Origin of the sequence: Arthrobacter sp. IK3 (assembly GCF_051337705.1) — a bacterium.
Classification (GTDB): Bacteria; Actinomycetota; Actinomycetes; order Actinomycetales; family Micrococcaceae; genus Arthrobacter_B; species Arthrobacter_B koreensis.
The window spans coordinates 178,534-188,768 of sequence record NZ_JBPPSW010000010.1; the positions used below are offsets into that span (position 1 = coordinate 178,534).

13 protein-coding genes are annotated in these 10,235 nt (G+C 67.0%); 7 read left to right on the plus strand and 6 right to left on the minus strand.

Going from position 1 to position 10,235, the window contains the following annotated elements; all coding sequences use genetic code 11:
* Positions 1-25: 25 nt before the first annotated feature.
* Positions 26-460 carry a VOC family protein gene (locus tag ACSLGO_RS14380; RefSeq protein WP_152274934.1) on the plus strand — a complete coding sequence of 145 codons (435 nt, stop codon included), beginning with the start codon at positions 26-28 and terminating at the stop codon, positions 458-460.
* Between the two features lie 31 nt (positions 461-491).
* Here ACSLGO_RS14380 and ACSLGO_RS14385 read toward each other — a convergent pair whose 3' ends face one another.
* Positions 492-1,013 (minus strand): TetR/AcrR family transcriptional regulator, encoded by a 522-nt coding sequence (locus tag ACSLGO_RS14385; RefSeq protein ID WP_152274935.1) that lies wholly within the window; start codon positions 1,011-1,013, stop codon positions 492-494.
* Positions 1,014-1,113: 100 nt separating this feature from the next.
* Between ACSLGO_RS14385 and ACSLGO_RS14390 the strand changes: the two genes are divergently transcribed.
* Positions 1,114-1,836: an MBL fold metallo-hydrolase gene (locus tag ACSLGO_RS14390; protein ID WP_152274936.1), complete on the plus strand. Its 723-nt coding sequence runs from the start codon at positions 1,114-1,116 to the stop codon at positions 1,834-1,836.
* 18 nt (positions 1,837-1,854) lie between these two features.
* Here ACSLGO_RS14390 and ACSLGO_RS14395 read toward each other — a convergent pair whose 3' ends face one another.
* From ACSLGO_RS14395 to ACSLGO_RS14405, 3 genes are all read right to left on the minus strand, one after another.
* Positions 1,855-3,336, minus strand: a complete 1,482-nt coding sequence (locus ACSLGO_RS14395) for an alpha/beta hydrolase family protein (protein ID WP_436401357.1) — start codon at positions 3,334-3,336, stop codon at positions 1,855-1,857.
* Positions 3,337-3,453: 117 nt separating this feature from the next.
* Positions 3,454-3,897, minus strand: coding sequence for a nucleoside deaminase (locus ACSLGO_RS14400; RefSeq protein WP_386886800.1), 444 nt, complete (start codon positions 3,895-3,897; stop codon positions 3,454-3,456).
* Positions 3,898-3,986: 89 nt separating this feature from the next.
* Positions 3,987-4,883 carry an LLM class flavin-dependent oxidoreductase gene (locus ACSLGO_RS14405; protein WP_436401358.1) on the minus strand — a complete coding sequence of 299 codons (897 nt, stop codon included), beginning with the start codon at positions 4,881-4,883 and terminating at the stop codon, positions 3,987-3,989.
* Positions 4,884-4,973: 90 nt separating this feature from the next.
* Here ACSLGO_RS14405 and gluQRS point away from each other — a divergent pair, with 90 nt between their 5' ends.
* Positions 4,974-5,891 carry a tRNA glutamyl-Q(34) synthetase GluQRS gene (gene gluQRS / locus ACSLGO_RS14410; protein WP_386916826.1) on the plus strand — a complete coding sequence of 306 codons (918 nt, stop codon included), beginning with the start codon at positions 4,974-4,976 and terminating at the stop codon, positions 5,889-5,891.
* A gap of 44 nt (positions 5,892-5,935) precedes the next feature.
* A complete protein-coding gene (locus tag ACSLGO_RS14415; RefSeq protein WP_325787748.1) occupies positions 5,936-6,379 on the plus strand; it encodes a nitroreductase family deazaflavin-dependent oxidoreductase in 444 nt (147 codons plus the stop codon).
* A 52-nt stretch (positions 6,380-6,431) separates the two neighbouring features.
* On the opposite strand, the gene ACSLGO_RS14420 is transcribed toward ACSLGO_RS14415, so the two are convergent.
* Both ACSLGO_RS14420 and ACSLGO_RS14425 read right to left on the minus strand, forming a co-directional pair.
* Entirely contained in the window at positions 6,432-6,704 is a 273-nt protein-coding gene (locus ACSLGO_RS14420; RefSeq protein ID WP_436401359.1) for a hypothetical protein, read from the minus strand.
* A 157-nt stretch (positions 6,705-6,861) separates the two neighbouring features.
* The gene (locus ACSLGO_RS14425; RefSeq protein ID WP_436401360.1) at positions 6,862-7,806 is read right to left on the minus strand and encodes a GmrSD restriction endonuclease domain-containing protein; all 945 of its coding nucleotides are present in this window, start codon (positions 7,804-7,806) and stop codon (positions 6,862-6,864) included.
* 120 nt (positions 7,807-7,926) lie between these two features.
* On the opposite strand from ACSLGO_RS14425, the gene ppk2 reads away from it, so the two are divergent.
* The 3 genes from ppk2 to ACSLGO_RS14440 form a co-directional block, all read left to right on the plus strand.
* A complete protein-coding gene (gene ppk2 / locus ACSLGO_RS14430) occupies positions 7,927-8,943 on the plus strand; it encodes a polyphosphate kinase 2 (protein ID WP_152274942.1) in 1,017 nt (338 codons plus the stop codon).
* A 47-nt stretch (positions 8,944-8,990) separates the two neighbouring features.
* Positions 8,991-9,737, plus strand: coding sequence for a FadR/GntR family transcriptional regulator (locus ACSLGO_RS14435; protein WP_325787744.1), 747 nt, complete (start codon positions 8,991-8,993; stop codon positions 9,735-9,737).
* Between the two features lie 183 nt (positions 9,738-9,920).
* On the plus strand, positions 9,921-10,235 hold a 315-nt coding region (locus tag ACSLGO_RS14440; protein WP_436401361.1), incomplete at its 3' end, for a hypothetical protein.

The window sequence follows — 10,235 nt, forward strand, 5'->3', positions numbered from 1 at the left end:
CCCTACAACCACCTTGGGAGAAATCATGGATTGGACCCTGGAAGTCATCCGCGTACCGGTCAGCGACCTGGACCGCAGCATCGCGTTCTACTCCGACACGGTGGGATTCGATCTTGACCACCACACCGTCAACGAGCAGATGGCGTTCGCCCAGCTCACCCCGCCGGGTTCGGGCTGCTCGATCGTCATCGGCCACCTGCCCGGTGACGATCCCATGGAGCCCGGATCCCTGAAGGGGCTGCAGCTGGTGGTGCCGGATGCCTATGCGGCACGGGAACAGCTGGTCTCCCGCGGCGTGGCAGCCGGCGAGGTGACGGTGATGGATGAGCGCGACGGCGGCACCCTTTTCGGCTTCTCGGATCCGGACGGCAACACCTGGGTGGTGCAGCAGATCAAGGCCCGTGCGGACCACCCGCTGATCCCCTACAGCGCGCGCCCGCAGCTGGGTGAGGGAATCTAGGCGGCCGGTTGCCGAAAGCGAGCGGGGAGCATCAGTCCGCTAGGGCGGCTGCGACCCGCTCGATTCCGTACTCGAAAGCCTTGTCCAGGTCCCCGCCCAGCCGGAACGCCCCGGCAAGCTCCATGGTGATGAACCCGGTGAGCCACGCCGTCATGAACCGCGCGGCTTCCAGCGCATCGGCGTCGCCCACAGCCTTCCGGGCTGCGGCCAGGACCGGTTCGCTGGCCCTGGCCAGGTCCTCTGCGGATGCCGTTCGCGTCTGGATCAGCCGGAAGCCCTCCGGCCGTTCCCGTGCAAAAGAGCGGTAGGTACGGGCCAGGTCTTCCAGGGTTTCCAGGCCCTGCATCCGTTCCCGCAGGTCTTCGAGCGTGGCAGCAGCGATTCTTCCCAGCAGTGCTTCCCGGTCCTGGACCCGCTTGTACAGCGACGGCGCCCGGACACCCACCCGGGTGGCGACGGCATTCATGGTGACATGGTCCGGCCCACCCTCTTCCAGGGCCTCCCGGCCCGCGGCGACAATGGCTTCGAGGGAGGTTCGCTGCGGCGTTGGCATGGTTCTCCTGGCATTCGTTCGGCTATTGACATTAGCCATCATAGCTAATTAGGTTAGCCATGTAATCCGGACACACCGGACATTCCCCTAGGAGACAGCCATGAAGCTCGCACCCAACCTGCACCGGATCGGCAATGACATAGTTGCCGCCTACCTGGTGGTGGCCGACGGCGGCATCACCGTCGTGGACGCCGGACTCGCCGGGCACTGGCGGAACCTGCAGCGCGAGCTCACCGCCCTGGACGTGACCCTCGAAGACATCCGCGGCGTTGTCCTGACGCACGGCGATTCAGACCACATTGGTTTCGCGGAGCGGCTCCGCCTGCAGACCGGCGTGCCGGTGTACATCCATGCGGCAGATGCTGCGCGGGCACAAGGAACCGAGCGCTACAAGCCGGCGCCGGGCTCTGCTAGCGGCCTGCGGCCGGGCCCCGCGGCACGCTTCCTCGCGTATTCCATGGGAAAGCAGGGCTGGCGCACAAAGTACCTCACCGACGTCGTCCCGGTTGCGGACGGTGACGTGCTGGACCTTCCGGGATCGCCGCGGATCATCGGGCTTCCCGGGCACTCTCCCGGCAGCGTTGCGGTCCACGTCCCCGGGGTGAAGGCCCTGTTCGTTGGGGACGCGCTGACCACCCGGAATGTGCTCACCGGCAGGACTGGGCTGCAGCCCTCACCCTTTACGGACGATCCCGCCCAGGCATTGGAGACCCTGGACCGGCTCACCCCGCTGACGGACGTTGAATGGATCCTGCCCGGCCACGGCACGCCCTGGAACGGCCCGGTCAGCGAACTGGCCGGCGGAGTGCGGGCCGGGGCCTGAGCAGGAACCTATGGTTTGCTAGCGGCCTTTTCCGGGGCCGTGGCCGTGTCCCGGACCATGGTCATGCCCCCTCCCCGGGCCCTCTCCCTTGCAGGGACCGTGTCCGTTCCCGGGACCGTGTCCGTTCCCCGGGCCCTGGTCCTGATTCCAGGTTCTGTCATTCACGAACTCGGCCGGCTGGTACTTGATGAAGTCCGCGTCTCCCAGCCCGAGCGACTCGGCACGGCGGTCCAGCTGCTTTGGTTCGGCGAGGTTCGCCCAGCGTCCGGTATCCAGCCGTTCATCCATGGCCAGCACGGCCGCCACCCGCTCGGCGTCCGTAAAGGTGCAGTGTCCCGTCCGCTCGACGAAGGACTGCCGGAGCAGCGGCGTCGCCCGTGCTTCCCGGACTGTCTCCTCATACTCCTCCATGTACTCAACCGGAGCCAGGATGTCCGCGAGGGTGTGCATGGTCAGCACCGGGATCTGCAGGTTGCCCTGGGGTGTGGAGGTGCGGTCCATCCACTCCAGTGCCTCCGCGTCCGGCGTAATATCCGCCGTCGTGGTCAGGGTGCGAACGTCCCGCTTCAGATCCAGTCCGGCGGAACGGTAGAGCGCATCCACCTGCTGCCGTTGAGCCGACTGCTGCAGCAGCGCCGCGTAGTCCACGCCCTGGTTCCAGCCGCTGTCCCCGTCCGCGGCGGTAACGATCGAGACGCGGGAGCCCACGACGAACGGAATGGTCTGCAGCAGCCAGTTGTACTGGGCCTCCTGCTGGGCGGCGAAGTCCCGGGATCCGGGAGCCGTGTTCCCGCTGAACCAGGTGGGCGTGTTCATCAATGCTGCGGCGAGCGCTATCCGGGCCCTTCCTTCCGGGGTGGCCTGTGCCTGCTGCACGGCCTGCATCAGTGCAGTGATGGTCACACCGGCTTCTGCCGCTGTACGGAACCCGGTCAGCTGGAGTTCCTGACCGGGTAGCAGCAGCTCCGCGAGCGCATGCACGCCGTCGAGCTGGTAGTTGTTCAGGTTGATGCCGCCGCCCAGCAGCCCGCAGGTGCTGACCGCCCCGTCCACGCCGCTGTCCGGCGATTCGGCGATGAGGCTGCTGACCAGCCCGCCCATGGACGTTCCGAAGGCGATGGTCCGTGCCGGTTCACCGGCCGCGGCGGAGAACGCCGCCAGGGTGTCGAGCTGGTCCTGGACTGCCGTGCCCAGTGCCCAGCCGGCGGTGGCGTACGACGACGCCGCTACCGCGAAGCCGCGGTCCGTCAGGGCCTGCGCGGTCGAGTCGAACCCGGGGTCCCAGGCCGGGTTGTCCGGGCCGGGACGGAACCCGTGACTGTAGAGCACCAGCTTCCCGTTCCAGCCGGCAGGCACCTCCGCTGCCCAGGTGGCTCCGTTGGCCAACGTTCCGCCGAGTTCGGTTACGGGTTCAGCTGTGGTCTCCGCCGCCGTGGCCGTCACCGGTGCTGCCACCAGGGCCAGGGACAGGGTGATCCCCAGGGTTGTTAGTTTTCGCATGCGTTGTTCCGATCCTTCCTGCGCCGTTGCAGTTCTTCGCCCCCGCTGCGGCCATCCTTCACGACGGCGGGAGAACAGGCAAGGAAAACGCAGGTCCGGACCGCAAATCAGCGCCTCCTAGAGCATGCCGATGTCCTCATTCCACAGGGTGGGGTAGTCCGTCATGAACTCCTCCATCAGCAGGACGCAGGCCGGATCATCCAGGACATCCACCTGGATACCGTGCTGGAGCAGCAGGTCCTCGGCTCCGCGGTAGTTGCGGTTCTCACCAATGACGACGCGCGGAATCCGGTACAGCAGGATCGCGCCCGTGCACATCTCGCACGGCGAAAGGGTGGTCACCAAGGTCGCCTGCAAGTAGGAGCCGGCAGGGAGCCTGCCTGCATGTTCCAGGCAGTCCATCTCCGCGTGCCGGATGACGCTTCCTAGCTGCTGGCGGCGGTTGTGGCCGGTTGCCACGATGGTGCCGTCGATGAACAGCGCGGCACCTATGGGGATTCCTCCCTCTTCCTTGCCCTTCCGGGCGGCGTTCAGGGCGGGCAACAGCAGCTCCGATGTCATTTCCCCACAGTAGGGCGCTGGGTTCAGGTGCGGAAGGCCCCTGCCCCGGCGAGCGCGTTCGGTTTTGCTCGCCGCCGTTCCCCACGCTGTCAGCCGCGGGACGCTGCCACCCGTTCCCGAACCGCAGGGGCCACCTCCGTACCGAACCTGGCGATACTGGCGGCGTCGTCGGAGGCCAGGATGAATCCTGAGATTCCGTGCCGCAGGGCCATTCCGGTGAGTTCCTCCACCCACTGGTCCACGGGGCCCTGCAGCAGTCCCTTCCCGGTGGGCTCGAAGGAGCCGCTGATGTTCAGCAGCCGGCGCACCGCGGCAGGATCCCTCCCGGCGGAGGCAGCGGCGTCGTCAATCACCGCATTCAGCGGGTCCAGGTCAGCCGGACCGCCGCGCAGGTACCCCAGCGAGGGAAGCCAGCCGTCCGCGGCCTCTCCGGTGAGGCGCAGCATGCGCGGCTTATAGGCACCGAGCCAGATGCCGACGTGGTGCGCCGGCGCTGGACCCCGCTTGGCACCGTTCACCCGGTGGATCCTGCCGTCCACCCGCAGCGGGGCCGGATCATCCGGGTTCCAGACGCCGCGGATGATCCGCATCGCCTCCGTGAGGCCGGTGACGGCGTCCCCCGGAGACATCCGCTCACCGCCCGCCGCCACGATCGCGTCCCAGAATGCCCCGGTACCCAGCCCCAGTTCGAGCCGCCCGCCGCTGAGCAGGTCCAGGCTCGCGGCGCTGCGCGCCACCACCACGGGCTGGCGCAGCGGCAGGTTCAGCACGTCCGGCACCAGCCGGATCCGGGACGTGCGTGCCGCGGCATAGGAGAGCAGCGTCCAGGTGTCCAGGAACCTCGGCTGGTACGGGTGGTCCTGGAAGGCGGCCAGGTCCAGTCCGGCCTCCTCCGCAGTAACAGCCAGGTCCACTGCCTGCTGCGCAGGCGCGGCAACGGGAGTGATGAAGGCTCCGAAGAGCAGGTCGCGGCCGTAGTCGGGCATGGTGTGGCTCCTTATGGAGGCAGTCCGCCGTGGTGCGGTTAGTCTAGTGCCGGTGCGCCGATGCGCTCCGGGGTTTGTAGGCTGGAAGGCGTGCCTCCTCTGATCCCCTCCCCGGCCGGCGCCGGCCGCTTCGCCCCGAGCCCGTCCGGCGAACTGCACGTCGGCAACCTTCGGACGGCCCTGCTCGCCTGGTTGTTCGCCCGCAGCACCGGACGCCGCTTCATCCTCCGGGTAGAGGACCTGGACCGCGCCCGGGCCGGAGCTGAGGAAATCCAGCTGCATGACCTGGCCGCCGTCGGCCTGGACTGGGACGGCGAAGTGATCCGCCAGTCCGACCGGACACCGGTCTACCTCGAAGCCATCGCGCAGCTCCGCGCCGAGGGAAGAGTTTACGAGTGCTTCTGCACCCGCGCGGAGATTTCCGACGCTCCGCGTGCCCCGCACTCGCCGCCCGGCGCCTATCCCGGCACCTGCCGCAATCTCTCCGAAGCTGAACGCGAACGACGGCGGCGCGAACGTCCCCCGGCCCTGCGGCTGCGCGCAGATGTGCAGGAGTACACGGTGCACGACGTGCTGCACGGGAGGTACACCGGAGTGGTGGATGACCTGGTGCTGCTGCGCAATGACGGCGTGCCGCCCTACAACCTTGCCGTCGTCGTCGACGATGCCGCCCAGGGCATAGACCAGGTGATCCGCGGGGACGATCTCCTCTCCTCCACACCCCGGCAGGCCTACCTTGCGTCGCTGCTGGGACTGCCTCCGGTGGAGTATGTCCATGTTCCGCTGGTCCTCTCGGAGCGCGGCAAGCGGCTGGCAAAGCGCGACGGCGCCGTCACCCTGGGCGCGTTGGCGGAACTGGGGATTTCAGCGCCGGAAACGGTGGAGTTAATCCTGACGTCGCTGGGACTGCCCGGCACCCTTCCGGAAGCCCTGAAAGCTTTCGATCCGGCCCGGCTGCCGCTGGAGCCCTGGATCTTTACCCCACCTACGGCGTCGTCCGCGTCCTAGAAGCCTCTGGTGCGCCGCACCGGATTGGGTGTTAACTGGGGCGCATGCCCCTCACCGGAGAGTACGTCCCCAGCACCTCCAAGCGCGCCCGTGACCAGGCGGAGGAAATCGAGTCCTCCGGCGGCACCCGCGGCACCACCCTCGGCGGCCGCCCGGTGGTGCTCCTGACCACCAAGGGTGCCAAGAGCGGCAAGCTGCGCAAGACGCCGCTGATGCGGGTGGAGCACGACGGCGATTACGCGGTGGTCGCGTCCATGGGCGGCGCGCCGAAGCACCCCGTCTGGTACTTCAACATCAAGGCACACCCCCACGTGGAGCTGCAGGACGGGCCACAGAAGTGGGACATGACCGCCCGCGAGGTTACCGGCGAGGAGAAGGCCACCTGGTGGAAGCGGGCCGTGGAGGCGTACCCGCCGTACGCCGACTACCAGACCAGGACGGACCGGGAGATTCCGGTCTTCGTGCTCGAACGGATGGACGCCGCCTAGCTGCGGGACGGGTACGTGGCAGCTGTGCTCCCGGTGCGCGCTCTTCGCCCGGCTATAGCGCGACGGTCCGCGTAAACCACAGCCGGTAGCGGAAGCCACCGATCCGGACCGTGAAGACGGGAGCATCAACCTTCGCGCGCCGAGTGCGTCCGGCCGTTGCTGCCGTCCGGGATTTAGGCAGTCCTGCCGGCGTGAGTCCTGCCGTCCGCGCTCCCGCCCTCCGGGGCAGTGTGTCCTCACGGCGGCGCACGTGCCTGGTACGTTCCGCGGACTGCAGCCGTTCTGCGTAGTCCAGCTTCGCCAGTTCAATCTCAAGCAAACCCATGTTCGTCATTCCTTCGCGCTCTATCCGCTGTCTCGCGGAACTGTTTTCACGCTAGGCGGGTCAGGTGAGCCAGGCGACGGGCTTCAGGACAGGTTGGGTCCGCGATAAAACGCGATGCGGACACGTTCGGTCCGCATAGGACTCTTGCGGCTTCGGGTCAGGAGGTGCAGCCGACTCCGTCGCCGTCGCCGTCGAACTTCGGGTCCCAGCCCGGGTCCCCGGGACGGATGGGCGCTGCCCCCGCAGCCTTGACCGCCGTGCAGTTGGCGTAGACCGGCGTCGGGCTTCCCGGACCTTCGGGCGTATCCGGTACCTCACCAGCGGGAACGGTCCTCGGAGCGGTTCCCTCGCGTGCCGGCACCGGTTCGTCCGGGCAGGAGCCCAGGACGGTTGCTATCGCGTCGTGTTCGGCCTGCGTCATCCAGAGCCGGTACTCGGCCTTCACTGCCGTCTGGCGCGCCACGTACTCGCAGCGGAAGGCCTTGTTCGACGGAAGCCAGGTGGCGGCGTCGGAATCCGATTTCGCGCCGTTGGCCGGGCCGTCCGCGGCGAAGAGGTTCAGCGGATCGTTGGCGAGCTGCCGGCGCTCCTCAGCAGTGAGCTGCTGCGCCCCCTTCTGCCACGCGTCCGAGAGCGCCACCACGTGGTCGATCTGCACGGCGGTGCTGGTGGTGTTTCCCCGGACGAAACGGATGACGGTGCCGGTGTAGGGGTCCGCGAAAGTGCCCGTGGCGACCACGCAGTCCTTGGTTCCCGGCTTGAACGTCTCCTCCGTCAGGTCCCGGGCAAGGATGTCGTTGCGGGTGTCGCAGCCGTTGCGGTCGACGTCGGCCCAGGCCGGCCCGAACTCCTCCCTGCTGTAACCGGTTTTCGGCGCCCTGCCCTTGATGGGGATGCTGCCCAGCTGCTCGAGCGCGGTCCCGGCCTGGGTTTGGGTTTGGGCTGGGGTCTGGCCTTGGGCTTGGTTTTGGGCTTGGGTCTGGCCTTGGGCTTCCGACGGCGGTGCGGCCGAGGAGGCGGTGTCCTGCGGAACGCAGGCTGTTCCGAAAAGGATCAGCGGGACGGTAACGGCGGAAAGCAGGGCGGAGCGCAGGTATTTCATCGCCGTTAATTATCCGTGCCGTCTCCGGCAATCCCGGCGAGGCTCGCGGGCTGCCCTTCCGCTGCGCCGCGTGCTCCGCGTAGATTCTCAGCAGGACACCACTCTCGCAAGGAGATTCTTATGGCCACGGGCAAGAACGGCTCCCGGTCGGACACGAAGGCCGAGAAAGAACAGGCGGAAGAACCCGCTGGGCGCAATGCGGCGTCCGACGGCGAGGGAGACAGGGTCTCGGTGGCGGAGGACTATGCCGCCGAGCTTGATGAGCTCGGCGAACTGGATTCGAAGAACGGCAAAATCCGGGACAAGGCCGACGACGCCTGGCGGCACAACTACCCCTATGACAAGAAGCTCAGCCGCCGCAGCTACGAACGGCAGAAGCGTCAGCTGCAGATCGAACTGCTCAAGATGCAGCTGTGGGTCAAAGACACCGGCCAGAAAATGCTCATCATCTTCGAAGGCCGCGACGCCGCCGGCAAGGGCGGTGCCATCAAGCGCTTCAACGAGCACCTGAATCCCCGCGGTTCACGCGTCGTGGCACTGGAGAAACCCACCGACCAGGAACGCACGCAGTGGTACTTCCAGCGCTACATTTCCCATCTGCCCAGCGGCGGGGAAATCGTGATGATGGACCGCTCCTGGTACAACCGTGCCGGTGTCGAACGCGTCATGAACTACTGCACGCCTGCCCAGTACCTGGAGTTCATGCGGGAGGTTCCCGAGCTGGAGCGCATGCTGGTGAACTCGGGCGTCCTGCTGCGCAAGCTCTGGTTCTCCGTGGGCCGGGCAGAGCAGCTGGCCCGGTTCGCGGCGCGGGAAACGGACCCGGTGAAGCAGTGGAAGCTCTCCCCCACCGACCTAGCCAGCCTGGATAAGTGGGACGACTACACGCAGGCAAAGGAAGCAATGTTTTTCTACACGGACACGGGCGATGCTCCCTGGACCGTGGTGAAGTCAAATGACAAGAAGCGCGCCCGGCTCGAGGCCATGCGTTATGTCCTGGCCAGCGTTGACTATCCCAACAAGGACACGAGCGTTGCCCATGCTCCGGATCCGCTGATCGTGGGCCCCGCTGCGAGCCATTATGAGGAGGGCGAAGAGCCGGATGGATTGTTTCCGGTAGTCAAACCGCAGTCCTGAGCCAGGGTTGCCTAGAATAAAAGGGTGACTGCCACCCCGGAATCCGCATGAGTTCGCGCCTGCATAGCCTCGTCATCGAATCCTTGGGACGGCGGATCGTGTCCGGCGAGCTCAAGGCCGGGGACACGATGCTCTCGGAACAGCTCGAGACAGAGCTCAATGTCTCCCGATCCGTTGCCCGGGAAGCGGTCCGCGTGCTGCAGTCCCTGGGGCTGGTGGAGACCGTCAAGCGGGTGGGCATCCGGGTTCTGCCCGAGACCTCCTGGAACGTGTTCGATCCATATCTTGTCCGCTGGCGCCTTGCAGCGAAGACCGGCAAGGGCGCCCAGCTGCGTTCACTGACCGAGCTGCGTTCCGCCGTCGAACCCGCCGCTGCCGAGCTCGCGGCACAGTACGCGCCGGAGGACATGGCCGCCGAGCTGATGGCCGTTGCTGCCAAGATGCGGGCTGTGGGCCGGGCGGGTGACCTGCAGCAGTTCCTTGAGTTGGACATTCACTACCACGCGCTGGTCCTGGCTGCTTCGGGGAACGAAATGTTTGGACAGATGCAGTCAATGATCGCCGAGGTCCTGCGCGGGCGCACGGACTACGGGCTGATGCCGTCGCGGCCGCATGAGGAAGCGCTGCAGTGGCACGTCGACGTCGCCAACGCCATCCAGGCTGGCAAGGCTGATGCTGCGCGCGAGGCGATGGACCAGATCATGCGCCGGACCAAGTCCGAAGTGGAGAGTGTCTGGAGCGACGAGCCTCGTATCTTCACTCCGCCGGAACGGCCGGGGGCTGTGGAGGGGTAGAGCTTACGAGGGGGCGTGGTGCGGCGGCTGGCGGCGGCTGCGGTGACGTGCACTGCAGCTGCGGCGGCCGCGGCCGCGTACCAACCCTCCACAACGCTCGTCATGTGGCGCGCATAGGGGTTGTTTTCCCCATTGTCGCCCACTACTGGTCTACGGCTTGGGGCCGGTTCATAGCCTGTGACCATGTTGGAAATGGAAGCGACACCCTCAGTACGGCACCCGGCAACGTCCCGTCCGTTGCCGGGACGGTCTGCGATTGCGGCGGACCGGTTCCGCCACCCTGGCGGGGCGGACGGTTCCGCAACGGAAGGCCATCGTCTCCTACGCGAGCACCCAGAGTACCTATCCCCCGGGTCCGGTCTGCTGGCCACAATAAGGGCGTGGCTGCAGAGCCTTCAGGACCCGGCCAGCTGGGAAGACCTTGCAGAGAACTCGCCCGACTATGAGCTGGTGGATTTGTTGCGGGTGCTGGAGGAACTGAAGTCATCGGCCGCGGCA

Excerpts from the sequence above, each read along its gene's own strand:
- ACSLGO_RS14420 (WP_436401359.1), bottom strand. The coding sequence starts at position 6,704 with ATGGGTTTGCTTGAGATTGAACTGGCGAAGCTGGACTACGCAGAACGG.
- ACSLGO_RS14405 (WP_436401358.1), bottom strand. The coding sequence starts at position 4,883 with ATGCCCGACTACGGCCGCGACCTGCTCTTCGGAGCCTTCATCACTCCC.
- ACSLGO_RS14400 (WP_386886800.1), bottom strand. The coding sequence starts at position 3,897 with ATGACATCGGAGCTGCTGTTGCCCGCCCTGAACGCCGCCCGGAAGGGC.
- ACSLGO_RS14435 (WP_325787744.1), top strand. The coding sequence starts at position 8,991 with ATGAGTTCGCGCCTGCATAGCCTCGTCATCGAATCCTTGGGACGGCGG.
- ACSLGO_RS14385 (WP_152274935.1), bottom strand. The coding sequence starts at position 1,013 with ATGCCAACGCCGCAGCGAACCTCCCTCGAAGCCATTGTCGCCGCGGGC.
- ACSLGO_RS14425 (WP_436401360.1), bottom strand. The coding sequence starts at position 7,806 with ATGAAATACCTGCGCTCCGCCCTGCTTTCCGCCGTTACCGTCCCGCTG.
- ppk2 (WP_152274942.1), top strand. The coding sequence starts at position 7,927 with ATGGCCACGGGCAAGAACGGCTCCCGGTCGGACACGAAGGCCGAGAAA.
- ACSLGO_RS14380 (WP_152274934.1), top strand. The coding sequence starts at position 26 with ATGGATTGGACCCTGGAAGTCATCCGCGTACCGGTCAGCGACCTGGAC.
- ACSLGO_RS14395 (WP_436401357.1), bottom strand. The coding sequence starts at position 3,336 with ATGCGAAAACTAACAACCCTGGGGATCACCCTGTCCCTGGCCCTGGTG.
- ACSLGO_RS14390 (WP_152274936.1), top strand. The coding sequence starts at position 1,114 with ATGAAGCTCGCACCCAACCTGCACCGGATCGGCAATGACATAGTTGCC.
- ACSLGO_RS14415 (WP_325787748.1), top strand. The coding sequence starts at position 5,936 with ATGCCCCTCACCGGAGAGTACGTCCCCAGCACCTCCAAGCGCGCCCGT.